At 75.0% G+C, this 25,382-nt stretch carries 11 protein-coding genes; all 11 read left to right on the forward strand.

Going from position 1 to position 25,382, the window contains the following annotated elements; genetic code table 11:
- Positions 1–132: 132 nt before the first annotated feature.
- The 11 genes from AC07DO_RS26715 to AC07DO_RS26765 all read left to right on the forward strand — a co-directional run bounded on the left by AC07DO_RS26715 (position 133) and on the right by AC07DO_RS26765 (position 25,364).
- A complete protein-coding gene (locus AC07DO_RS26715; RefSeq protein WP_479063639.1) occupies positions 133–648 on the forward strand; it encodes a P30/P32 family tip organella adhesin in 516 nt (171 codons plus the stop codon).
- Positions 648–2,462, forward strand: coding sequence for a PEP/pyruvate-binding domain-containing protein (locus AC07DO_RS26720; protein WP_479063640.1), 1,815 nt, complete (start codon positions 648–650; stop codon positions 2,460–2,462). The genes AC07DO_RS26715 and AC07DO_RS26720 overlap by 1 nt, the downstream gene beginning before the upstream one ends.
- Positions 2,459–3,256 (forward strand): maleylpyruvate isomerase family mycothiol-dependent enzyme, encoded by a 798-nt coding sequence (locus tag AC07DO_RS26725; RefSeq protein ID WP_479063297.1) that lies wholly within the window; start codon positions 2,459–2,461, stop codon positions 3,254–3,256. The genes AC07DO_RS26720 and AC07DO_RS26725 overlap by 4 nt, the downstream gene beginning before the upstream one ends.
- A 73-nt stretch (positions 3,257–3,329) precedes the next feature.
- Entirely contained in the window at positions 3,330–3,932 is a 603-nt protein-coding gene (locus AC07DO_RS26730; RefSeq protein ID WP_479063298.1) for a hypothetical protein, read from the forward strand.
- Positions 3,929–5,908, forward strand: coding sequence for an FAD/NAD(P)-binding protein (locus tag AC07DO_RS26735; RefSeq protein ID WP_479063299.1), 1,980 nt, complete (start codon positions 3,929–3,931; stop codon positions 5,906–5,908). Before AC07DO_RS26730 ends, AC07DO_RS26735 begins: the two co-directional genes overlap by 4 nt.
- Positions 5,905–7,311: a nitrosuccinate lyase gene (locus AC07DO_RS26740; protein ID WP_479063300.1), complete on the forward strand. Its 1,407-nt coding sequence runs from the start codon at positions 5,905–5,907 to the stop codon at positions 7,309–7,311. Before AC07DO_RS26735 ends, AC07DO_RS26740 begins: the two co-directional genes overlap by 4 nt.
- A 181-nt stretch (positions 7,312–7,492) precedes the next feature.
- Positions 7,493–7,837 carry a GYD domain-containing protein gene (locus AC07DO_RS26745; protein ID WP_479063641.1) on the forward strand — a complete coding sequence of 115 codons (345 nt, stop codon included), beginning with the start codon at positions 7,493–7,495 and terminating at the stop codon, positions 7,835–7,837.
- Positions 7,838–7,949: 112 nt separating this feature from the next.
- Positions 7,950–13,190 carry a beta-ketoacyl synthase N-terminal-like domain-containing protein gene (locus tag AC07DO_RS26750; RefSeq protein ID WP_479063301.1) on the forward strand — a complete coding sequence of 1,747 codons (5,241 nt, stop codon included), beginning with the start codon at positions 7,950–7,952 and terminating at the stop codon, positions 13,188–13,190.
- The gene (locus AC07DO_RS26755; protein WP_479063302.1) at positions 13,187–16,654 is read left to right on the forward strand and encodes a bifunctional LLM class flavin-dependent oxidoreductase/SDR family oxidoreductase; all 3,468 of its coding nucleotides are present in this window, start codon (positions 13,187–13,189) and stop codon (positions 16,652–16,654) included. Before AC07DO_RS26750 ends, AC07DO_RS26755 begins: the two co-directional genes overlap by 4 nt.
- Complete coding sequence (locus tag AC07DO_RS26760; RefSeq protein WP_479063303.1) at positions 16,651–20,070, forward strand: non-ribosomal peptide synthetase; 3,420 nt, start codon at positions 16,651–16,653, stop codon at positions 20,068–20,070. The genes AC07DO_RS26755 and AC07DO_RS26760 overlap by 4 nt, the downstream gene beginning before the upstream one ends.
- Positions 20,067–25,364: a MupA/Atu3671 family FMN-dependent luciferase-like monooxygenase gene (locus AC07DO_RS26765; protein WP_479063304.1), complete on the forward strand. Its 5,298-nt coding sequence runs from the start codon at positions 20,067–20,069 to the stop codon at positions 25,362–25,364. The genes AC07DO_RS26760 and AC07DO_RS26765 overlap by 4 nt, the downstream gene beginning before the upstream one ends.
- Positions 25,365–25,382: the final 18 nt, after the last annotated feature.

Here is a 25,382-nt window from a genome sequence, read left to right on the forward strand (position 1 = left end):
TCCCGTACGCGCTGGTGACGGACGCCGATTCGGGACGGTCCCGGGTCGCCCCGGCGGGACCTGGCCTCACGGCGGGACCTGGCGTCACGGCCGGACCCGGCGTCACGGCCGGACCTGGCGTCACGGCCGGGCCTGGCGTCGCGGCCGAGCCCGCAGACACAGCCGGACCTGGCGACACAGCCGGACCTGACGTCACAGCCGGACCTGGCGTCGCGGCCGGGCCTGGCGTCGCGGCCGGGCCTGGCGTCGCGGCCGGGCCTGGCGTCGCGGCCGGGCCTGGCGTCGCGGCCGGGCCTGGCGTCGCGGCCGAGCCTGGCGTCGCGGCCGAGCCCGCAGACACAGCCGGACCTGGCGACACAGCCGGACCTGACGTCACAGCCGGACCTGGCGACACGGCCGGACCTGGCGACACGGCCGGACCTGACGTCACGGCCGAACCTGTCGTCACAGCCGAACCCGCAGACACAGCCGGACCTCGCGGCACAGCCGGACCTGTCGTCACAGCCGGGCCCGCAGACACGGCCGGACCCACCGACACGGCCAGCCCTGATGTCACGGCCAGTCCCACCGACACGGCCAGTCCTGATGTCACGGCCGGTCCGGTGCCCGAGCCCCAACTCGGTGGCAAGGGGCGCAATCTGCGGCTGATGGCGGAGCGCGGGCTACCGGTGCCCCCGTTCCGGGTCTTCGACGCGGTGGAGACGGCGGGCGGTGTCGACGAGGCCTCCGTGCGTGCCGTCCTCGCCGAGCTGACCGGCGCCGCGACCGACACGATGGCGGCGCCGGCCGCCACGGTCGGCTTCGCGGTCCGCTCCAGCCCGCCGCGCAGCATGCCCGGCATGATGGACACCCTGCTCGGCATCGGCCTCACCCCCGACGACGTGGGGCCGCTCGCCCGCCGCCTCGGCTCCGAGCGGGCGGCGTGGAACGTGCTGGTCACCCAGGCCAAGCACCTGGCCCGGTACGTCGGCGGTGCGGGCGCCGCCCGGCTCGTCGAGGCGGAGAGCGCGCACGAGGCGCCCCAGCGGTTCGAGCAGCTGTGCGCGCTGTACACCGACCTGACCGGGCAGCCCTACCCCACCGATCCGTCGGCGCAGGTCAGGGTGGCGCTGGAGGCGGTGCGCGCGTCGTGGAACTCGGCGCGGGCGATCGAGTACCGCAGGGTCAACCGCATCCCCGACGAGCCGGGGCCCGCCGTCGTGGTGCAGGCCCTCTCCTACGGCATGGCCGACGGGGTCTCCGGCAGCGGGGTCGTCTTCAGCCACAACCCGGTCAACGGCGACTCCGGGCTCTTCGGCGAGTACCTGGCGGGCAGCACCGGCGAGGACCTCGTGTCGGGCACCCGGACGCCGATGCCGATCGCCGTGCTCAAGGACCGCGACGACGTGGTGTTCGGGCAGCTGTCCCGCATGGTCACCGACCTGCACCACGTCCTCGGGGCCATGGTCGAGGTCGAGTTCGTGGTCGAGCGCGGACGCCTCTGGCTGGTCCAGGTGCGCGCCGCCGCGGCCGCGCCGCACGTGCTCAACCGCGTCACCCGGACCATGTGGCAGGAGAGCCGCCTCGACGCCCGCAGGGCGCTGGCCCGCCTCGACGTCGACGCGCTGTTCAGGCCGCTGCCTGCGGCCGTCACCGGCGACCACGGCGAGCCGCTCGCGACCGGCCTCTCCGCCTGCGCGGGCGTCGGGTACGGGCAGCTGGTCAGGAGCGTCGAGGAGGTCCTCGAACACCCGCCGGGGCACACGGTGCTGCTGCGGCCCGCGACCGAGCCCGAGGACTTCGTGGGGATGAGCCAGGCGGCCGCCGTGGTCACCCTTCAGGGCGGCGGCACCTCGCACGCGGCCGTGGTCGCACGGGAGTTGAACGTGCCCACCGTGGTGGGCGTCCAGCTCTCGGCGGACGCGGCCGACGTCCTGCTGGGGGAGGACGCGGACCCGGTCGACGCGGACGAGCCCCTGCCCGAGGTGACGGTCTGCGGCACGTCCGGGCGCGTGTGGTGGGGGCGGCTGCCGGCCACGGTGCCGCCACCGGACAGCACGGGCGCGGAGGAGCTGCTCCACGCGTCCGCGGGCACCACCGCCGTCTGCCTCGCCGCCGACGCGGCGGAAGGCGGGGCACCGGTCCTGCTCGACGCGGTCTACGGCACCCCCCTGGCCCTGGCCGCGCCCGAGGGTTCGGCCGCGCCGGAGGCCGGTCCGGTGCGGGCCGTGCGGTGCGCGACGACGGACGAGCTGCGGACCCTGGCCGACGACACGCTCGTGGCCACCGACGCCGCCGACGTGGCCGAGGAGTGGACCCGCCGCGGCGGCCGCGCCGCCTACCTGCACACCGCCGTCGACGCGGAACGGCCGTGGCGTACGGAACTGCCGTCCGTCCCGCCGGCCTTCGTCGTCCTCGCGGACTCCCGGCAGGTGCCGCACGCCCGCTGGTCGCTCGCGGTGGCGTGGGCGAGGCAGGAGTGACGACCACGGCCACGGCCACGGCCACCGGCACGGCCACCGGCACGGCCACCGGCACGGAACTGCGGGACCTGGCGGCCCAGTTCCGTGCGGTGCGCGCGCTCCTGGCCGAGGTCACGGACCAGGACCTGGACCTGCCCACACCCGCCGCGGGGTGGGCGGTCCGGGACCAGATCGCCCACCTGGCCGACACCGAGGAGGTCGCGGCGGACACGGTTCTCGGCGGGCCGCGGACCTTCGCCGACGCGGTGCGGCCGTACCGGAACGCCGACGACTTCACGGCCGCGGGTGTCGCACGGGCCGAGGGAAGGGACCGGGACGCCCTGCTGGCGTGGCTGGTGCGCGGGCAGGACGCCACCCTCGCGGCGCTGGAGAGCGTGGGGCCCGACGCCAGGGTGCCCTGGGCACTCGGGCTCTCCGCCCGGGACTTCGCGCGGGCCCGGCTGATGGAGAGCTGGGCCCACGCCTGGGACCTGGAACGGGCGCTCGGACTGCCCGAGCGGCCGGCGCCGCAGAGCCGCCACGTGGCCTCCCTCGGCTACGACACCCTGCCCTTCGCCCTGCGCAGGGCCAGGGTCCGGGCGCCCGCCGCCCACACCCTCCGCCTCGAACTGGACGCGGGACCGCTCGGCCGGTGGGTCTTCGGCCCCGCCGACGCCACCGACCTCGTGACCGGGCCCGCCGAGGCATGGCTGAAGACGGCGACCCGGCGCGACCTGCCCGCCGCGCCCCGGCGCCTGCGGGCGCAGGGCCCGTTGGCGGAGCTGGCCGTCGCCCATGCCAAGGCCTTCCTGTGAGGCGCTGACCCGCAGCCCGCACGCCACCGGGTGGGCGCCCATTTCCCCGTACGACGCACAAAGGACGAGCACCATGACGACTTCTCTGCACCTGCCCGGCCACGCCGACGAGGCCCTGGCCGGCCCCGGCACCCGCGTGCTGCACGCGCTGCACGTGGCGGGCTGGCTCGCCACGGAACGCTTCGAGGCGTGGGGCGTGGCGGACGCCGGGGCGACCCTGGCCCGGCTCCAGGACGACGGCCTGGTCCGTCTGGTGAAGAGCCCCCGCGGGGAGCTGTACGGCCTCACGCCGGACGGCACGCAGCGGGCCAAGGACCTGCTGGCCGCGTGGCGGAAGGACGCCTCCCCCGAGGAGCGCGCCGGGGCCCGAGCGGCGCTGGCCGGCTTCGAGGCCCACGACTCCTCGCTCAAGTACCTGGTGACGGACTACCAGCGCCAGGGCGACGGCATCGGCGAGAAGCTCGCCGCGTTCGACGCGGACGCGGCCGCCGCCGTCGACGCGGTCGGCGCCGCCCACCCGCTCTGGGAGAGCTACCCGGCCCGGCTGCGGTCCGCGCTGGACCGGGTGCGGGGCGGCGACCCGACCTATGTGACCTCGCCGCTGGTCGAGAGCTACCACACGGTGTGGCACCTGGCCCACCGCGATATGCGCCTGCTGTGCGCGGACTTGACGTGACAGCCGCGCCGCTCCCGCCCGTCGGACCCGGTGGCGCGCACAAGACGGTGTGCGTCGTCGGAGCCGGTCCGCGCGGGCTCTCCGTGCTCGAACGGCTGCTGGCCCGGGAGCGGCACGATCCGGCGCACGGCTCACTGACCGTGCATCTGGTGGATCCGGGGGAACCGGGCGCGGGCGCCGTCTGGCGCACCGACCAGCCCCCGCAGCTCCTGATGAACACCGTGGCCTCGCAGATCACCCTGTACACCGACGACAGCTGTGACCTGCGAGGGCCGGTGGAGCCCGGGCCGAGCCTGTACGAGTGGGCGGTGCGGGTGGCCGCCGGCGACGGCACGGACCCCGACGACGCGACGCGTGCCGCCGCCGGGGCGCTGGGTCCTGACACGTACCCGACCCGCGCCCTGTACGGCCGCTACCTGCGCGCCGCGTTCCGGCGCGTCGTGGACCGCGCTCCCGCACACGTCTGCGTGGAGGTGCACAGGACGCGGGCCGTCGCCCTGCTGGACACCGGGGAGACCCAGAGCGTCTGTCTGGAGGACGGCACCTGGCTCGGGGGCCTGGACGCGGTGGTGCTCGCCCAGGGGCACACCCCGGTGCGTCCGCTCGCGCGCGAGCTGCGGACCACGTACCTGGCACGCCGCCACGGCCTCACCCATGTGCTCCCCGCCAACCCCGCCGACGTCGACCTCGGCGCCGTCCGGCCCGGCGACGAGGTGCTGCTGCGCGGTCTCGGGCTGTGCTTCTTCGACCATCTGGCGCTGCTGACCACCGGCCGGGGCGGCACGTTCGTCCAGGACCGCGAGCGGCTGGTGTACCGGCCGTCGGGCCGGGAGCCGCGGATGTACGCGACCTCCCGGCGCGGCATCCCGTACCACGCGCGCGGCGAGAACCAGAAGGGCGTGTCCGAGCGGCACCGGCCGAGGCTGCTGACGCCGGAGGTGATCGCCGGGTTCCGCGAGCGGGCCCGCCTCGGCAGGCGGGTGCGGTTCGGCGAGGAGCTGTGGCCGCTCGTCGCCGCCGAGGTGGAGAGCGTCTACTACGCCGCGCTGCTCAGGGAGTCGGGGCGCGGCGCCGAGGAAGCCGCCTTCCTCGACCGCTACGCGGCCGCCGCGGGCCCCGGGGAGCGCGAGGCGCTGCTCGACGCCCTCGGTGTCCGGGAGCGGCTGCGCTGGGACGAGCTCGCGCAACCGTACCGGGACCGCGAGTTCGCCGACCGGGAAGACTTCGGCGCCTGGGCGCGGGACCACCTGGCACGGGACGTCGCCGAGGCGCGCAAGGGCAACCGCGACGGCCCGCTGAAGGCGGCACTCGACGTGCTGCGGGACCTGCGCAACGAGGTGCGTCTCGTGGTGGACCACGCGGGCCTCGACGGCGCCTCCCACCGGCACGAACTGAGCGAGTGGTACACGCCGTTCAACGGCTTCCTGTCCATCGGGCCGCCGGTCTCCCGGATCGAGGAACTGATCGCCCTGATGGACGCCGGGGTCGTCGAACTGCTCGGTCCCGGCACCGAGATACGCGTCGAGACGTCGGGGCGGGAAGCCGCGTTCACCGCCCGCTCGGCACGGGTGCCGGGGCCGCCCGTGCGCGCCCGGGTGCTCATCGAGGCCCGGCTCCAGGAGCCCGACCTGCGCCGCAGCGCGGACCCCCTCCTGTCGTACCTGCTCGGCTCCGGCCAGGCCGCGCCGTACCGGATACCGGAGGAAGGGGGCGGCCACCACGAGACGGGCGGCCTCGCGGTGACGGAACGGCCCTACCACGTGGTGGACGCCGAGGGCCGGGCCCATCCGCGCCGGTTCGCCTACGGGGTGCCCACCGAGGGCGTGCACTGGGTGACCGCGGCCGGCATCCGGCCAGGGGTGGACTCGGTGACCCTCGCGGACTCCGACGCCATCGCCGCCGCCCTGCACGCGCTGCCGCCCGTCGCGGCCCCCGGTGCCGACGACGTGCACGAGCCGATCGGAGTCCTCGCATGACCGACGCCCCCCACCTGCCGCACGCCGCGCAGGACGCGGGGCTGCTGTCCCCGGTGCGGGCCGGCACCCCCGTCGAGGCGGTGGTGGCCGACCCGGCGTGGCTCCAGGCGATGCTGGACGCCGAGGCGGCCCTCGCCCGCGCCCAGGCCCGTCTCGGCACGGTTCCGGAGCGGGCCGCGCGGATCATCACCGGGGCGGCCCGCGCCGAACTCCTCGACCTGCGCGCCCTGTCCGTCGCCGCCCGCGAGGCCGCCAACCCCGTCGTGGGCCTGGTGCCCGCCTTCACCCGGGTGGTGGCCGCGGTCGACGAGGAGGCGGCCGAGTACGTCCACCGCGGCTCGACCAGCCAGGACATCCTGGACACCGCGGCGATGCTCGTCGCCGACCGGGCGCTGCGCCTGATCCGCGACGACCTCGGGGCGACGGCGCGGGCGCTGGCCCGCCTCGCCGAGGAGCACCGCGACACCGTCATGCCGGGGCGCACCCTCGCGCTGCACGCCGTGCCGACCACGTTCGGCCTGAAGGCGGCGGGGTGGCGCCAGCTGGTCCTGGACGCCCTCGACCGGCTCGAGCGGGTGCGGGAGAACGGGCTGCCCGTCTCCCTGGGCGGCGCGGCGGGGACGCTGGCCGGATACCTGGAGTACGCGGGGCCGACCGCGCCGGACACCGACTACGTCCACCGGCTGACCGAGGCGTTCGCCGCGGAGACCGGCCTGGCCCGCCCCGCCCTGCCGTGGCACGCGCTGCGCACCCCGGTCGCCGACCTCGCGTCCCTGCTCGCCTTCGTCACGGGCGCGCTGGGCAAACTGGCGGTGGACGTGCAGACGTTGGCCAGGACCGAGATCGGTGAGCTCGCCGAACCGGGCGGGGCCGGGCGGGGCAGCTCCTCGGCCATGCCGCACAAGCGCAACCCCGTGCTGGCCACGCTGATCCGCAGCGCCGCCCTGCAAGTGCCCGCCCTTGCGGGCGGGTTGACGCAGTCGATGCTGGGCGAGGACGAGCGTTCGGCGGGGGCCTGGCACGCGGAGTGGCAGCCGCTGCGCGAATGCCTGCGGCTGACGGGCGGCGCGTCCTGGACGGCGCGGGAGCTCGCCGAGGGGCTCCGGGTGCATCCGGAGCGCATGCGCGAGAACCTGGCGCTCACCGGCGGCCGGATCGTCTCGGAGCGGCTCACCGCCGTGCTCGCACCCCGTCTCGGCAAGGCCGGGGCCCGGCGGTTGCTCACCCGGGCCGCGGACCGCTCCCGGAGCACCGGTGAACCCCTGGAGAAGGCGCTCGGCGCCCTCGCGGACGCCGACTTCGCCCCCGGCGAGCTGGCCGCATTGTGCGACCCGGCCGGCTACGTCGGCGCCGCGGGAGCCCTCACCGATGCGGCCCTGCGGAACGCCAACACGCCTGCCTGAGCAGCCACTTGACGGCCGCTGGCCACAGGGTGCCAGCGGCTGTCGTCTTGCTGCCATGCGGTTGTTCCGGCACCCGGGGTGCCGGAAGCATGGCTGAAAGTGATCCTGTGGCTCGCCCTCTTCCGGAGTCTTCCGGGCGCGCTGAGCCGACGTATTCCTGGAGGGGTACCCCGTGCAGTTCATGATTCTCGCCCGTTACACGCAGGACGTGGTCAAGACCATCCTGGAGGACCCGCAGGCGGTCATCGCCCGCGACGAGCACGCCTTCAAGTTCTACGGCGCGCTCGGCGGCACCGTCGTGAACTACTGGTTCACCCGCGACATCGAGTACAACTTCGCGGTCGTCGTGGACTTCCCGGACGCCGAGGCCGCCCACGCGGCCGTACTGACCGGCTACTCCACGGGCGCCTTCGAAGAGGGCAAGGTCATCCCGCTCGCCTCGGCGGAGGAGATGGTCGGCGCGCTCAAGCGGGCCGCCCCGGCCGTCCACCTGTTCTACCCGCCGCAGCCCGCGACCGCCGAGTAACACACGCGCCGCGTGCGGCGGCTCCGGCGCCGGGCGGTGCTCTCCCACCGCCTGGCGCCCGGCATCTTCCGAGGTTCCGAGAGAGGCAGAAGTGAGCGGTATACCCCAGTCAGTGCCATCGGCCCCGTCGGCCCGTACCTTGGTGGACCTCCTCAGGGCACGCAGCACCGAGCACCCCGAGCGGACGGCGTTCACCTTCCTCGCCGACGGCACGCGGGTCACGGAGGAACTCACCTTCGCCGACCTGGACCTCCGCGCCCGGGCCCTCGCGGCCCGGCTGCGGGAGATCGCGGGCCCCGGGGACCGCGTGCTCATGCTCTGCCCCTCGGGCCCCGAGTTCGCCGTCGCCTTCTACGGCTGCCTGTACGCGGGCATGGTGGCGGTGCCCGCCTACCCGCCGCGCTCCGACAAACACGCGGCCCGTCTCTACGCGGTGGCCGAGGACTGCGGCGCCGCCGTGATCGCGGCCCCGGCCGCGCTGCACGACCGGCTGGCCGCCACCAGCGCCTTCACCGCACGCTGGATCGCCACCGACTCGGTTCCCCCGGAGGCCGCCGAGGCCTGGCGCGCCCCCGACGACGACCCCGACCGGCTGGCCTTCCTCCAGTACACGTCCGGGTCCACCGGCGCGCCCAAGGGCGTGATGCTCAGCCACGCCAACCTGCTGCACAACCTCGGCATGATGGCGCACGCCATGGACCACGCCGAGCAGCCAGTGCTGGTCTCCTGGCTTCCGCTCTTCCACGACATGGGCCTGATCGCGAACCTGCTGCTCTCCCTGAACTGGGGCGCCCGGCTCGTGTACATGCCGCCCGAGGCGTTCCTCCAGGACCCGGTCCGCTGGCTGCGCGCCCTGTCCGACTTCGGCGGCACCTTCTCCTGCGCCCCCAACTTCGCCTACGAGCTGTGCGTGCGCCGCACCCGGCCCGAGGACCGCGCGGGCCTGGACCTGAGCGGCTGGCGCATCGCCCTCAACGCGGCCGAGCCGATCCGCGCCGACACCCTGGAGCGCTTCGCCGGCCTCTACGCGGACCACGGCTTCCGCCCCGACGCCTGGTACCCGGCCTACGGCCTCGCCGAGAACTCCGTCTTCGTCACCTCCGGATACGCCGGAGAGGGCGCCCGCGTGCAGCACCTGGACGGCACCGGGCTCGAACAGGACCGGGCCGCCCCCGCGGACCCCGGCGCCCCGGACACGCACGCCGTACTCGCCTGCGGACGCGCCCACCTCGACCAGGAACTGCTCGTCGTCGACCCGGAGACCCTGCGGCCCCTGGAGCCCGGCGCCATCGGCGAGATCTGGCTGCGCGGCCCCAGCGCGGGAAGCGGCTACTGGCAGCGGCCCGAGGAGACCCGCACCGCCTTCGGCAACCGGCTCGCCGGCGAACCGGACGACGCCCTGCCGTGGCTCGCCACCGGCGACAAGGGCTTCCTCACCGCCGACGGACAGCTGTGCATCACGGGCCGCATCAAGGACCTGATCATCGTCCGCGGACGCAACCTCTACCCCCAGGACATCGAGCGCACCGTCGAGGACGTGGACCCGGTCTTCCGGCCCGGCTGCACGGCCGCCTTCGCCGTCGAGTCCGACGGCCAGGAGCGCGTCGTGGTCGTCCAGGAGGTGCGCCACGAGGACGTCGACGCCGACGCGCTCGGGTCCGCCGTGGCCGCCGTCCTCGCCGCCGAGCACGAGGTGACGCTGGACGCCCTCGTCCTGCTGCGGAACCGTGCCGTCCCCAAGACGTCGAGCGGGAAGATCGCCCGCCGCGCCGCCCGGAGCGGCTACCTCGACGGCACCCTGGACACGGTCGCGGTCTGGCGCTCCGCCCGACGCCCGGCCCCCGCGCGCCGGGCCCCGGAGGACGCGGCCCCGGCCTCGGCCGCCGCCCCCGCCTCCGTCTCCGCCTCGGAGGCGCGCTACGTCGACGCCGTGGTCGCGGCCGTCGCCGAGCACCTGGAGATGTCCCCCGAGGACATCGCGCCCGACGAGAACTTCGCGGCGTACGGCCTGGACTCCGCCGCCACCGTGGCCATTTCGGGCGCCCTCCAGCGCACCCTGGGCCGCCGGCTGCCCGCCGCGCTCCTCTACCGGTTCCAGACCGCCGAGGACGTCGCACGGCACCTCGCCCGGGAGGGCGGGGAGGCCGGGGTGACCGGGGAGGCCGCGCCCACGGCCGCTCCGACGGGGGCCGACGAGCCGATCGCCGTGGTGGGGATGGCCTGCCGGTTCCCCGGCGCCGAGGACACGGAGGCGTACTGGCGCCTCGTGCGGGACGGCGGCGACGCCATCGTGGAGGTGCCGGCCGACCGCTGGGACGCCGACGCGCTCTACGACCCGCAGCTGCGCGTCCCGGGCGCCGTCAGCACCCGGTGGGGCGGCTTCCTCGACCAGGTCGACGGCTTCGAACCGGAGTTCTTCGGCATCTCGCCGACCGAGGCCGCCGCCATCGACCCGCAGCACCGGCTGCTGCTCGAAGTGGCGTCGGAGGCCCTGGAGAACGCCGCGATCCACCCCGACACCCTGGCCGGCAGCGCCACCGGCGTCTACGTCGGCATCAGCAACAACGACTACTCCCGTCTGACCGCGGGCACGGACTCCGCGCTCGACGCGTACTACGGGACGGGCAACGCGCTGAGCGTGGCCGCGGCCAGGCTCTCGTACCTGTGGGACCTGCGCGGCCCCAGCCTCGCGGTGGACACCGCCTGTTCCTCGTCCCTGCTCGCGGTGCACCAGGCGTGCGAGTCACTGCGCCGCGGCGAGACGACCACGGCGCTCGCGGCGGGCGTCAACCTCATCCTGTCCCCGGAGCTGACCGCCGTCTTCTCCCGCGCCAACATGATGGCCGCGGACGGCCGTTGCAAGGTCTTCGACGAGCGGGCCGACGGATACGTGCGGTCGGAGGGCTGCGGCGTCGTCGTCCTCAAGCCCCTGTCCCGGGCCCGCGCGGACGGCGACGAGGTGCTCGCCGTCATCCCCGGCTCGGCCGCGAACCAGGACGGCCGGTCCAACGGGCTGACCGCGCCGCACGGCCGGGCGCAGGTGGACGTCGTGCGCACCGCGTGGGCGGCGGCCGGCCTCGACCGCGACCGGCTCGGCTACATCGAGGCGCACGGCACCGGCACCGCGCTCGGCGACCCCATCGAGTTCGAGGCGCTGACCGAGGCGCTGGGCGACGGCAGGGACGGGGCCCTCACGCCGGTCCACGTCGGCTCGGTGAAGGCGAACATCGGCCACACCGAGTCCGCCGCGGGCATCGCCGGCCTCATCAAGGTGGTGCTCGCCCTGCGGCACGCCACCATCCCGGGCCAGATCCACCTGACGCGGCTCAACCCGCACATCGCGGACCTGGAGTCGCCGCTGACCGTGCCCACCGCCCCGCGGGAGTGGCCGGCGGAGCGGCGCACCGCGGGTGTCAGCGCCTTCGGGTTCGGCGGCACCAACGTGCACGTCGTCGTCGGCGAGGCTCCCGTCGAGGAGACCCCGGCCGCGGCCAGTGCCACGGAGGGCTCCCCGGACGGCCAACGGCCCGTGTCCGAAGCCCTGTTGCTGTCGGCGCGGACGCCCGAAGCGCTGCGCGGCCTGGCCGGGCGCTACGCGAACGCCCTGGACGGTACGACGGTCACCTGGGCGGACGCCGTCCACACCGCGTCGACCGCCCGCACCCTGCGGCCGCACCGGCTGGCCGTGACCGCGTCCGACGCGGCGCAGGCGCGGCAGGTCCTGGCCCGCTTCGCCGAGACCGGCCGTCCGGCGTCCGACGCGCTGGCCGGCCACGCGCCGCGCCGCCGCGGCCCGCTCGCCTTCCTCTTCACCGGGCAGGGGGCCCAGCGCCCCGGCATGGGCACGGAGTCGTACGAGAGCCGGCCGGCGTACCGGGAGGCCTTCGACGACTGCGCCCGGGTGATCGAGCGGCACTTCGGCTGGGATCTGCACGCGGTCGTCACGGACGCCGACGCGCTGGCACGGACCGAGTACGCCCAGCCCGCGATCTTCGCCGTGGAGTACGCCCTGGCCGCCCTGTGGCGCTCGTTCGGGGTGACCCCGGACCGCATGTTCGGGCACAGCGTCGGCGAATACGTCGCCGCGTGCCTGGCCGGGGTGTTCGAGCTGGAGGACGCGCTGGTCCTGCTAGGCACCCGGGCCCGCCTCACCCAGGGCCTGCCGGCCGGTGGGGCCATGCGCGCCGTGCGGGCCGGGGAGGACATCGTCCGCGACGCGCTGGCTCCGTACGCCGACCGGGCCGCCGTGGCCGCGGTCAACGGACCGGACGAGACGGTGATCTCGGGGTCGGCCGAGGCGCTGGACGCCGTCGCCGAGGTGCTGCGCGAGCGCGGCCACCAGTCCGCGCCGGTCCGCACCTCGCACGCCTTCCACTCGCCGCTCGTCGAGCCCGTCCTCGACGAGTTCCGCGCGGCGCTCGCCCGGGTGACGCTGCGGCCGCCCCGGACGCCCCTGGTGTCCTCGGTGACGGGCCGCGAGGAGGACGAGCTGTTCGCCACCCCCGACTACTGGGTGGACCAGCTGCGCCGGGCCGTGCGCTTCGCCGACGGCGTGGCGACGCTCGTGGCGGACGGCTGCGTCACCGGCGTGGAGATCGGTCCGGACGCGGTCCTCGCCCCGCTGGCCCGGCGGATCACCAAGAACACCGCGGGCGGCCTCTGGGTCTCCTCGCTGCGCGGCGGCACACCGGAGGAGCTGTCCCTGACGCGCGCGGCGGGCGCCGTGTGGAGCGCGGGCTTCGAGCCGGACTGGACGGCCGTGCGCCGGGGCCGCCCCGGCCGCCGCAGGCCGCTGCCCTCCGCCCCCTTCCTGCGCAGCCGGTACTGGCTGCCCGACCAGGTGTCGCCCGGCGGCACGGCCGCGCAGGACCGGCGCCGCTCCCCCGCCGACGAGCCCTCCCCCGACGTCTCCTGGCACCCGCTCCTCGGGCGGCCGCTGCCGTCGGTGGCGGCGGAGCCCGGACGTCATGTGTGGCAACGGGTGCTGGCCCAGGGGCAGGTGGCGGTCCTCGACGACCACCGGATCCAGGGGCGGGTGGTCGCACCCGGCACCAGCTACATCGAACTGGCCCTGGCCGCCGCCCGCGAGCTGGACCCGGAGGGCCGCTACGTCCTGCGCGACGTGCGCTACCAGAGCATGCTCAGCGTCCCGCGGGACGGGGCGCGCGTGGTGCAGGCCGCCCTCCACCGGCGTACGGACGGATCCCTGTCCTTCAGCGTGCACAGCCGGGACGAGACCGGGGGCCCCGAGTGGACCGAGCACGCCAGTGCTCGGCTGGTCGGCGCCCTGCCCAGCAACGAGGGCGCCCGCGAGGCGGCCGCCCTCACGACCGACGCGGAGGGTGCGGCATGAAGTTCAGCCTGATGTTCTTCGCCAGCGACGAGAACGCGCTGGCCGGGGCGGACCGTTACGACCTGCTCGTGCGCAGCGCCCGCTTCGGCGACGAGCACGACTTCCACAGCGTGTGGGTGCCGGAGCGGCACTTCACCCCGCTCGGCTCGCTCTACCCGAACCCCGCACTGCTGCACGCGGCCCTCGCCAGGGAGACCCGGCGCATCGGGCTGCGGGCGGGCAGCGTGGTGGCGCCGCTGCACGATCCGCTGCGCACCGCGGAGGAGTGGGCCGTCGTCGACCACCTGTCGGGCGGCCGGGTGGGCATCTCCCTCGCCTCCGGCTGGAACCCGGACGACTTCGCGTTCTTCCCCGAGCGCTACGCGACGCGCAACACCTACCTGGCCGAGGCGGTGCCGACCCTGCGCGCCCTGTGGCGGGGCGAGCAGGTGCCCGCGACCAGCGGCACGGGCGCGCCGATCCGCGTGCGCACCTATCCGCGCCCCGTGCAGCCGGAGCTGCCGCTCTGGCTGACCGCCGCCAGCTCGCCCGAGAGCTTCGAGCGGGCCGGGCGGGCCGGCGCGAACCTGCTTACGCACCTGCTCGACCAGGGCGTGGAGGGGCTCGCCGAGAACATCGCCCGGTACCGGGCCGCCCGCGCCGAGGCCGGGTTCGATCCGGCCGAGGGGTGCGTGACGGTCATGCTGCACACCTTCGTCGGCGCGGACGCGGACACCGCCGTGGGCCGGGCGAAGGACCCGTACTGCACGTATCTGAAGGCGAACCTGGGCCTGCTCAAGGGGCTGGCCCGCAGCCGCGGGCACGGCGAGGACGTCGACATCAGCACGCTGCCGGACGAGGAGCTGACCCGCTTCGTCTCCTTCCTCTACGACCGGTTCGCCGCCGAGAGGTCGCTCATCGGCTCCCCGGAGTCCTGCCTGCCGCTGGTGCGGCGGCTCGCGGACGTGGGCGCCGACGAGCTCGCCTGCCTCCTCGACTTCGGGCCCGCCCCCGACGAGGTGCTGGACGGGCTGCCCCAGTTGGACCGGCTGCGGGAGATCGCCGCGGCGGACCCGGCGGTGCGCGAGCCGCGTGCGGACCGCGTCACGATCCGCCCCGCGGCGGACGCGGCGGACGCGGCGGCGCCCGGCACGGGCCGGGAAACCGCGGCCGACGCGCTGGACGCCGACGCCGAGTCCCTCCTCGCCCGGGGCCTCGCGGAGTTCGACGTGGCGGAGTTCTTCGGCCGGATCGAGGCCGCGGGCGCCGCCTACGGACCCGCCATGCGGTGCCTGGAGAACGTCTGGGTCGGCGAGCGCGAGGTGCTCGGCCGCCTCTCGGTGCCGGAGGGCCCCGCGGAGGAGGCCTACCAGTTCCACCCCGCGCTGCTCGACAACGCGTTCCTGCTGCTCGGCGCGTTGGCTCCCGGCGCGCTCAGCGGCTCGGAGGCGCTCGCCCTGCCCAGCGGTGTGGGTTCCTTCGAGATCCTGCGCTCCCCCCGGGGCACGATCCACTCCCACGTGGTGCGCACGCCCCTGGCCGAGGGCGCCGACGAACTCGTCGCCGACGTACGCCTCTTCGACGACGCGGGCACGGTCGCCCGCGCCGAGGGCCTGCGCATGCGTCTGGTGGAGGCGGACGGCGAGCACGCGGACGCCGGCGCGGAGCTCTGCTACCGCACCGAGTGGGCCGACACGGACGGGCCCGCGGCCACCGAGCTGAGCCCGGGACGCTGGCTCGTCCTCGCCGACTCCCACGGGTACGGCGACGCGGTGGCCGACGAGCTGCGGGCCGCGGGCCACACCGCGGACGTGGTCCACGCCGCCGGGGAGCCGGACGCCACGGCGGTGCGGCGCGCGCTCTACCGGGCCGTCGCCGAGGGCCCGTTGCACGGCGTCGCCCTGCTGTGGCCGCTGGACGCCGCGGGGGCCGCCGACACCGCCGGGTCCGTTACGGACGACGTGCCGACGACCGAGGCCGTGGAGGACTCCCAGCGCCACGGCAGCGAGGCGGCGCTCGCGCTGGTCCGGGCCGCCCTGGAGCTGGACGACCCCACGCGCTGCGGACGGCTGTGGCTGGTGACCCGCGGCGCGCAGCCCGCCCGCGACGACGTCACCCTGCCGGGCGTGCTGCAGGCCCCCGTCTGGGGGCTCGGCAGGGTGCTCGCCGCCGAACAGCCCGACATCTGGGGCGGCCTCGTCGACCTGGACCCCGCCGGGGAGGCGGACCGACCGACCGGCCGGCGCCTGGCGTCCGTGCTGCTCGCCCCGCGTGACGGCACGGCCGACCAACTGGCGCTGCGCGGCGAACGGTTGCTCGCGCCCCGGCTGGTGCGCGACACCGTGCTGGCCCGCCCGGCCGACGTGCTGCCGCGGCTCGACCCGACCGGCACGTATCTGCTCACCGGCGGCCTCGGCGACCTCGGGCTCGCCGTCGCCGGGCGCATGGTGCAGCGCGGCGCCCGCCACCTGGTCCTGACCAGCAGGCGCGGCCTGAGCACCGACGCGCAGCGTGCCGCGGTGGACGAGCTGACAGCGCTGGGCGCGCGGGTCACCACCCTGGCGGTGGACGTGGCGTCCGCGCCGGCGGTCCGGGCCCTGCCGGAGCAGCTCGCGCTCCTCGGGCTGCCCGAGGTGGTCGGCGTGGTCCACCTGGCGGGGGTCGTGAACGGCGCGCTCCTCGCCGACCTGAGCGTGGAGCGGCTGCGGGAGGTCGCGGCGCCCAAGGTCGCGGGCTCCTGGAACCTGCACCGCGTCTTCGCCGACGCGCGGCTGTTCCTGCTGGTCTCGGCGCTGCCCGCCGTCTTCGGGCCGATCGGGGTGGGGGCCGCCAACTACGCGGCCGCCAACGCGTTCCTCGACGCGCTCGCCCATCACCGGCGCGCGCGGGGGGCGGCCGGTACCGCGCTCGGTTACGGCCCGTGGAACGACGTGGGTCTCGCCGTGCGCGAGAAGGGCCTGGACCAGCTCGCCCGGGTGGGCGTGGGCAGCATGCGCCCGGCCGAGGCGCTGGAGGTCCTCGACCGCGTCCTCGACAAGGACCCCCGGCAGGCCACGGTCGCGCGGATCGACTGGTCCGACGTGTTCGAGGCCTTCCCCACGGCCCGGCGCACCCAGCAGTTCGCCGGTTTCCTCGACGAGGCGGGCGACAGCGGCGCGACCGCGCTGCTGCACAAGTGCGCGGGCGCCGATCCCGCGGAACGGGCCGCGATCGTCGGCGGATACCTGACGGAACGCCTCGCCGGGGTGCTCGGCCTCGGCCCGGACCTCGACCCCCAGCAGCCCGTCACCGAGCTGGGGCTCGACTCCCTGATGTCCCTGGACATCCGCAACCGCATCAAGAACGACCTCGGGGTCGTCGTCCCGATCGTGCGCTTCCTCGAGGGCGCCTCCGTCGAGGAACTCACCGCGTACGTGCTGGAACAGCTGGCCGCCGAGCTCGACGCATGGGACGACCCCACGGAACGAGAGGAGATCACTCTGTGAGCAGGGACCAGGAGGCCACCGAAGCGTTCCGGGAACTCGCCGATCTGCTCCGGGCCGTGGAGGACGCCCGGATCCGGCTGACGGCGGAGGACGGCGAACTGCGTGTGTCGGCGGCGAAGGGCGCGCTGACCGCGCGGCTCCGCGACCGCCTGATCGACCACAAGCCCGGTCTGCTCGCCCACCTCGGCGCACAGGCACGGGCCGCCGCGCCGGTGCCCGCGCTGCCGCGCGACGGCCGCTCCTTCCCGCTCTCGCCGGGGCAGGAGGCGCTCTGGGTGCTCGACCAGCTGGAGGGGCACCGGCCGACGTACGTGATCAGCGGCGTCATCCGGCTCGACGGGCCGCTGCGCCCCGAGGTCCTCGTCTCCTGCCTCTCCCAGGTGGCCAACCGGCACGAGGCGCTGCGCACCGCCTTCCGCACCGGGGACGACGGCACTCCCCGGCAGGTCGTCCTCGACCCCGCCCCGCTCGACGTGGCGCGCGTCGATCTGACGGGACTGCCGCCCGAGGAGCGGGAGAAGGAGCTCGCCGGTGTCGCACGCGCGGCGGGCCGGGAGCGGTTCGACCTGGCGGCCGGGCGGCTGCTGCGCGCGGTGCTGGTGACCACGGCGCCCCGGGAGACGTACCTCGTCCTCGCCCTGCACCACATCGCCGCGGACGCCGCTTCGCTCTCCGTACTCTTCCGCGAGCTGTTCGTCCTGTACGACGCCGACGCCGAACCGTCCGCGCTGGCGCCGCTCTCCCTGCACTACGCGGACGTCTCCGCGTGGCAGCGGGACACCCTGTCACCCCTGGACGAGCACCTCCAACTCTCCTATTGGCAGCGGCAGTTGGCGGATGCTCCGCCCCTGCTAGAACTGCCCGCCGACCGGCCGCGGCCCCTGCACCCGTCGTTCGAGGGCGACACCGTCGACTTCGTCCTCGACGCGCGGACGACGGCCCGTCTCGCCGAGGTGGCCGCACGGGCCCGCGTCACCCCGTACGTGGTGCTCCTCACCTGCTGGGCCGCCGCCCTGGCCCGCTGCGGGCGCAGCGACGAGGTGGTCGTCGGGACGCCCGTGGGCAACCGGGACCAGCCGCAGGCGGCGTCCCTGGTGGGCTTCTTCGTCAAGACGCTGCCGCTGCGCGTCGACCTGACCGCCGCCGCCACCTTCGAGGAGCTCCTCGGCCACGTCCAGCGCACCTTCCTCGAAGGCATCGACCACCTGGACGTGCCGTTCCAGCGCATCGTCGCCGAGACCGCCCCGCAGCGGTCCCTCAGCCACACCCCGGTCTTCCAGGCGATGCTGACGTACTTCGAGTCGCCGCTGTCCGACACCGAGACGGGCGGCGTCACGGTCTCCCGCGCGGACGTGCACAACGGCACCGCCAAGTTCGACCTGACGCTCTTCGCGGAGCACCGGGGCGACAGCGTCGCCTGCTCGCTGGAGTACGCGCGGGACCTCTTCGACCCCGCGACGGCCCGCGGCCTGGCCGACGCCTTCCGGCAGCTCCTCGGTGCGGCGCTCGACGCCCCCGGCTCCGACGTCTCCCGGCTGCCGCTGCTCACTCCGGCGGACCGGCAGCGCGCCATCGAGGCGGGCCTGGGTGCGGACCGGCCCTTCGACCTGGACCGGCCCGTGCACCGGTACGTCACCGAGCAGGCGGCGCTGCGCCCCGACGCCGTCGCGGTGACCATGGCGGACCAGTCGCTGACCTACGCCCGCCTGGACGAGGAGAGCACCGGTCTCGCCGTCCTGCTGTGGGACCGCGGCGTGGGCCGGGGCACCCTCGTCGGCCTCCACACCCGGCGGTCGCCGCGCCAGCTGGTCGCGGTGCTCGCCGTCATGAAGGCCGGTGCCGCCTTCCTGCCGCTCGACCCCGACCACCCGGCCGAGCGCACCCGTCAGATGCTCGACGAGGCCGATCCCGACCTCGTCCTCAGCGACGCGCCCCTGGACGTCGGCGCGGACCGTGAGCCGACGCTGCTGCGCCTCGACGACCTCGACCGGTCCGCCGTGCCGGCCGACGCGCCCCTGCCCGCGACGGACCGGGACGACCTGATCTACGTGATCTACACGTCCGGGTCCACGGGCAAGCCCAAGGGCATCGCCATGCGGCACGGCGCGATCACCAACCTGCTCGCCTGGCAGACGGAGGCCTTCCCCTTCGCCCCCGACGACCGGGTCCTGCAGTTCAGCCCGCTGCACTTCGACATCTGCATGATGGAGATGTTCGGCACCTGGGCGGCGGGCGGCACCGTCGTGCTGGTCGACGCCGAGACGCGCAGGGACGCGATGCGCCTTCTGCCGTACGTCCAGGAGGAGGGCATCACCCGCCTCTTCCTCCCGTACGTCGCCCTGCAGCAGCTCGCCGAGGTGGCGCGGGCCCGCGGCGGCCGGTGGCCCGCGGAGCTGCGCGAGGTGTTCAGCGCCGGGGAGCAGCTCCAGGTGACCGAGGAGCTGCGGGACTTCTTCCGGCACACGGGGGCGGTGCTGCACAACCAGTACGGGCCCTCGGAGGCCCATGTGATCACGTCGTACACGCTGCGGGGCGCGCCGGACACGTGGGAGCACCTGCCCCCGGTGGGCACCGCCGTCGACAACGTGCGGATCCGGGTGCTCGACCCGCACGGCGCCCCCGTGCCGCAGGGCGTGCCCGGTGAGGTGCACGTGGCGGGACCCTGTCTGGCCCGGGGCTATCTGCACCGGCCGGACCTCACGGACAAGGCGTTCGTGCCGGATCCGTTCACCGCGGGCGAGCGCATGTACCGCACGGGGGACCTCGCCCGGTGGCGGGCCGACGGCACCCTGGAACACCTCGGGCGCGTGGACCACCAGGTCAAGGTGCGCGGGTTCCGGGTCGAGCCCGGCGAGGTGGCCGCGGCGCTCCTGAGCCATCCCGCGCTCAAGGAAGCCGTGGTGGAGGCGCGCGGGAGCGGTGCGGCCCAGGCGCTGATGGCCTGGGTGGTGGCGGACGGCGAGCCGCCGTCCGCGGCCGACCTCAGGCGCCACTGCCTGGACCGGCTGCCCGAGTACATGGTGCCCACGGTCTTCGTGCCGCTGGACGCCCTGCCGCTGACCGTCGCGGGCAAGGTGGCCCGCTCGCTGCTGCCCGAGCCGGAGCCGCAGACGGTCCGGGGGCGCGAACCCGAGACCGCTCTGGAGAAGTCCGTGGCCGCCGTCTTCGCGGACGTCCTGGGGGTCGAACGGGTGGGGTGCGACGACGACTTCTTCCAGTCTGGCGGCCATTCGCTGGCCGCCACGCGGGCCGCCCTGCGACTGAGCGAGGAGCACGGCGTCGACGTCACGGCGCGCACCGTGTTCACCCGGCCCACCGTGTCCGCGCTCGCCGAGAACCTGGAGGTCCTGCTCTGGGCGTCCGCACCGCCCGTGCCCGCCGGCGCGGGTGAGGAATGGGAAGAGGGAGAGCTGTGACCGCCCCCGCCGAACTGCTCAGCGAGCTGCGTGCCCGCGACATCCGCCTGTGGGAGGAGAAGGGACGGCTGCGCTTCAGCGCGCCTCCCGGCGCACTCGACGACGAGCTGCGCGCCCGTCTGACCGGCCACCGCGACGCGCTGATCGCGCTGTTGCGGGAGGCGCGGGGCGAGCGCCGCGCCGAACGTCCGGCGATCGCCCCGGTGGAGGCCGACGACGGCGGGCTCCCGCTGTCCTTCGGGCAGCAGCGGATGTGGGTCATGTCCGAGATGCTGCCGGAGAGCGGCAGCGCCGCCTACGTGCTGTCCGGCCGGATCACGCTGGAGGGCGAGGCCGCCCCGGGCGCGTGGGAGGCGCTGCGCTCGGCCTTCGCCGACCTCGTGGAGCGCCACGAGGCCCTGCGCACGGTGGTGCGCGCCGGGGACGAAGGGCCGGTGGCCACCGTCGTCGACTCCTACGAACTGCCGTTCACAGAACAGCACCTGACGTCCCGCCAGGCCATCGACGAGGTGGCCGTGGCGGAGGCCCGGCGCCCCTTCGACATCGGCCGGGCGCCCCTCGTACGCGCCACCCTCGTGCACGAGGCACCGGGGCTTGCGCACCTGCTCCTCTCGGTGCACCACATCGCCGCCGACGCCTGGTCGCTCGGCATCCTCTACCGCGATCTGGCCGCGCTCTACGCGGCGCGCACCGGCGCCGCCGACGCCGCTCCCCTGCCCGAACTGACGGTGCGCTACGCCGACTACGCCGCCTGGCAGCGGAAGCACCTCACCTCCGAGGCGCTGGCCCCGGAGCTCGCGTACTGGCGGAAGGCCCTCGCCGACGTCACCGGCCTGCTCGAAATGCCCGCCGACCGGACCCGCCCCGCGGTCCAGTCCTACCGCGGCGGCTCGATGCCCTTCCACCTGCCGGCCTCGCTCATGGAGCGGGTGCGGGAGCTCGCGCACCAGTACGGCTGCACGCCCTACATGGTGCTGCTCGCCTCCTGGTCCGCGCTCCTCGCGCGGCTGAGCGGAGCCGTCGACGTGCCGGTGGGGACGCCGGTGGCCGGGCGCGTCAGGCCCGAGGTGGAGCCGCTGATCGGCTTCTTCGTGAACACCCTGGTCCTGCGGGTCGACGCGAGCGGCGAGCCGACCTTCGACGAGCTGCTGCGGCGGGTCCGCGCGACGGCCCTCGGCGCCTTCGAGCACCAGGACCTCCCCTTCGAGAAGCTCGTCGAGGAGCTGCAGCCGGAGCGCACGCTGAGCTACAGCCCGCTCTTCCAGCACATGTTCATCCTGCAGAACGCGACGACGGAGAGCTTCCGGCTGCCCGGGTTCGACGCACGGCTGGACGAGGTGCACACGGGCACCGCCAAGTTCGACACGACGCTGATCGCGGAGGAGCGCCCCGACGGCCTGCACGGCGTCCTGGAGTTCGCGACGGACCTGTACGACTCGACGACCGCCGAACGCTGGCTCGACCACTGGAGCACGCTGCTGACCGCCGCGGTCGCGGCCCCTCACACCCCGCTCTCCGAGCTGTCCCTGCTCGGCGCGGACGAGCGGCACCTCCTCGTCGAGCGGTGGAACGACACCGCCCTTGACGTCCCGGACGCGACGGTGCACTCACTGGTCGAGCGGCAGGTCGGGCGGACCCCGCGGCAGGCCGCGATCGTGCAGGGCGACACCGTCGTGACGTACGCGGACCTCGACCGCCGCGCGAACCGTCTCGCCGCGCTGCTGCGCGCGCGGGGCGCCCGGCCCGGCACCCTGGTCGGACTGTGCCTGCCGCGCACCCCCGACCTGGTCGTCGCGCTGCTCGCGGTGCTCAAGTCGGGCGCCGCGTACGTACCGCTGGACCCGACCGCGCCCGCCGCGCGCAACGCGTACATCCTCGGCGACGCCGGGGCCGGGCTGCTGCTGACGACCTCGGCGCTGCGCGCCACCGTCACCACTCCCGACACCACCGAGGTCGTCTGCCTCGACAAACTCGGGGACCTCGGCGCGTCGGCGGGCATCGGTGAGCCCGACGGTCCGCGCGCATCCGACGGCGCCGGGCCCGAGGACCTCGCGTACGCCATCTACACCTCCGGCTCGACCGGCCGGCCCAAGGGGGTCATGGTCGAGCACCGCAACGTCGTCAACTTCTGCGCCGCCATGACCGACGAGTTCGGCGTCGACGGCGTGGGGCCCTGGCTTGCCGTCACCACCGTCTCCTTCGACATCTCCGTCCTCGAACTGGTGTGGACGCTGACGCAGGGGTCGACCGTGGTGCTGCAGCCCGATCCCGCGCGGTCCGCCACGCGCCGGCCGGGGAAGGTCGCGAACCTCAGCCTGTTCTACTTCTCCAGCGCGACGGAGACCGAGGGCCCGGCCGCCCCCGGTGCCTACCGGCTCCTGCTGGAGGGCGCCCGGTTCGCCGACACCCACGGCTTCGAGGCGGTGTGGACACCCGAGCGGCACTTCCACGCGTTCGGGGGCATCTACCCGAACCCGGCGGTGACCGGCGCCGCCGTCGCCGCGGTCACCGAACGGGTCGCCGTGCGCGCGGGCAGCGTGGTGCTGCCCCTGCACCAGCCGCTGCGCGTCGCCGAGGAGTGGGCGGTCGTCGACAACCTCTCCGGCGGCCGGGTCGGCGTGTCCATCGCCTCGGGCTGGCAGGCCGACGACTTCGTGCTCGCCCCGGACCACTACGCCGACCGCAAGAAGATCATGCTGGACGGCATCGGCACCCTGCGGTCCCTGTGGCGGGGCGAAGCGGTGGAGATGCCCAACGGCACGGGCCGGACGACCGCCGTCCGGTCGCTGCCCCGGCCCGTACAGGCGGAGCTGCCCGTCTGGGTCACGGCGGCGGGCAGCGAGGAGACCTTCCGCGCGGCCGGCGAGTCCGGCGCCCACCTCCTGACCCATCTCCTCAACCAGGACCTCGACCAGCTCACGGAGAAGATCGCGCTCTACCGCGGGGCCAGGGCCGAAGCGGGCCACGAGGGGCCGGGGCGGGTCACGCTCATGGTCCACACGTTCGTCGGCGACGACCCGGACCTGGTCAAGGAGACCGTCCGCGGCCCGTTCCGCGACTACCTGTCCTCGTCGCTCGGGCTGATCGGCAACCTCGCCCGCAGCCTGGGACTCGGCGACGACCTGCGGAACCTGCCCGAGGACGATCTGCGGACCCTCCTGGACCACGCCTTCGAGCGGTACTACGACACCGCCGCGGTGTTCGGCACGCCGGAGCGGGCCGCCGAACTCCTCGACGGCATCGCCGACACCGGCGTCGACGAGATCGCCTGCCTGATCGACTTCGGCGTCGACCACGACGCGGTGCTCGACTCCCTGCCGATGCTGGACCGCGCCCGGTCCCTGCACGCCGACCGGAACACGGCACCCGGCCTCTCCGTACCGCAGCTGATCGAGCGGCACGGCGTGACCAAGCTGCAGTGCACGCCCTCCCAGGCCGCCATGATCCTCGACGAGCCGGGGGGCCCGTCGGCGCTGGCCGGCCTGGACCTGCTGCTGCTCGGCGGCGAGGAACTGCCCGCGGGGCTCGCCGAGCGCATCACGGCGGTGACGGGCGCCCGGGTGCAGAACATGTACGGGCCCACCGAGACGACCATCTGGTCCAGCACGCACCGGGTGGACACCACGGGCACGGTGTTCATCGGGCGCCCCATCGCCAACACCGCCCTGCGCGTCCTGGACCGGCACGGGGCGCCCGCTCCGATCGGGGTCCCGGGCGAACTGCACATCGCGGGCGCGGGCGTGGCCCGTGGCTATCTGGGACGGCCGGACCTCACCGAGGAACGGTTCGTGCCCGACCCGTACGCGAGCGCGCCGCACGCCCGCCTCTACCGGACGGGTGACCTGGCCAGGTTCCGCCCCGACGGCACCCTGGAGTTCATCGGCCGGACCGACCACCAGGTCAAGGTGCGCGGCTACCGCATCGAACTGGGCGAGATCGAGGCCGCCCTCGGCTCCCACCCGGACGTCGCGCAGGCCGCCGCCACGGTCCACGGGGCGGGCGTGGAGCGGCAGATCGCCGGCTACGTGGTGCCCCGCCCGGGGACCGGGATCAGCGACGCGGTGCTGCGCGGCCACATCGGCGCCCGGCTTCCCGGATACATGGTCCCGTCGACCGTGCAGGTGCTCGCGGAGCTGCCCTACACGCTCAACGGCAAGATCGACCGCAAGGCGCTGCCCGCGCCCGCCCGGCCGGACCGGCGCGAGCAGGACCGGGTGGCGCCCAGCGGCCTCACCCAGATGCGTCTCGCCGCGCTGTGGGGCGAGATCCTCGACGCGTCCGACGTGGGGGCGCACGACAACTTCTTCCGCCTCGGCGGGAACTCGGTGCTCGCCGTGGCGCTCCTCGCGCGCGTCGAGAAGGAGTTCGGCCGACGCCTGTCCATGGCCACCCTCTTCCAGGGGCCGACGGTCGCGGAGCTCGCGGCGAACCTCCTGCGGGACGGCGACACGGCCCGGCGGTCCCTGGTCCGGCTGCGGCCGGGCGGCCACGAGCCGCTGTACCTCTTCCCCGGGGCCGGCGGCAACCTCATGTACTTCCACGAGCTGGTCGACGGGCTGCCCGAACGCTTCGCCGTGTACGGGCTCCAGCCGAACTTCACGGAGGACGTCGACACCACGTCACTGGTGCGCGAACTCGCCGACCAGTACCTGCCGTTGGTGCTCGACGCCCAGCCGGCCGGACCCTTCCGGTTCGTCGGGCACTCCTTCGGCGGGCACGTCGCGATGGAGCTGGCCCGCAGGCTGCGGGCAGCGGGCCGCGAGGTCGCGCTGGTGGGTCTGCTCGACACGTCGGCTCCGCTGCCCGAGCGCCACGAGCACTTCGCGGACTGGGACCAGGCGGCCTGGCTGGTGGCGCTGGCCGGCGTGTTCGGACGCCTCTTCGGCCGCACTCTGGAGCTCACCGAGGAGGAGCTCGCCGGCCTCACGGACGACGAGCAGATCACCCGGCTGCGCGAGAGGCTCCGGCAGCAGGGAGTGCTGCCCCCGGAGCTCGACGACGACGTGCAGCTGCGCGGGTTCATCCGCACCTACATCGCCGACCAGCGCAGCCTGCACACCCCCGCCGAGCCCTACGACGGCGTGCTGACCTTCTTCCGGGCGGCCGAGCTGCACCCGGACAACGTGCCGCCGCCGGCCCTGGCCCGGCTGCTCGACGACCCCGCGCGCGGCTGGGGCGCGTTCACGACGCACCCCGTCGCCGTCCGCGAGGTCCCCGGCGACCACCTGACCATGCTGACCAGACCGCACGCAGACGATCTGGCCAAGTCCATCGGCGACTCAGCCGACCGCTGAAGTCCCCCACCACCAAGG

This window comes from Streptomyces sp. NPDC045678, from assembly GCF_056432085.1.

What these genes read in the sequence shown, in the direction of transcription:
- AC07DO_RS26720 (WP_479063640.1), top strand. Translation starts at nt 648, where the DNA reads ATGGCGGAGCGCGGGCTACCGGTGCCCCCGTTCCGGGTCTTCGACGCG.
- AC07DO_RS26730 (WP_479063298.1), top strand. Translation starts at nt 3,330, where the DNA reads ATGACGACTTCTCTGCACCTGCCCGGCCACGCCGACGAGGCCCTGGCC.
- AC07DO_RS26740 (WP_479063300.1), top strand. Translation starts at nt 5,905, where the DNA reads ATGACCGACGCCCCCCACCTGCCGCACGCCGCGCAGGACGCGGGGCTG.
- AC07DO_RS26745 (WP_479063641.1), top strand. Translation starts at nt 7,493, where the DNA reads ATGATTCTCGCCCGTTACACGCAGGACGTGGTCAAGACCATCCTGGAG.
- AC07DO_RS26755 (WP_479063302.1), top strand. Translation starts at nt 13,187, where the DNA reads ATGAAGTTCAGCCTGATGTTCTTCGCCAGCGACGAGAACGCGCTGGCC.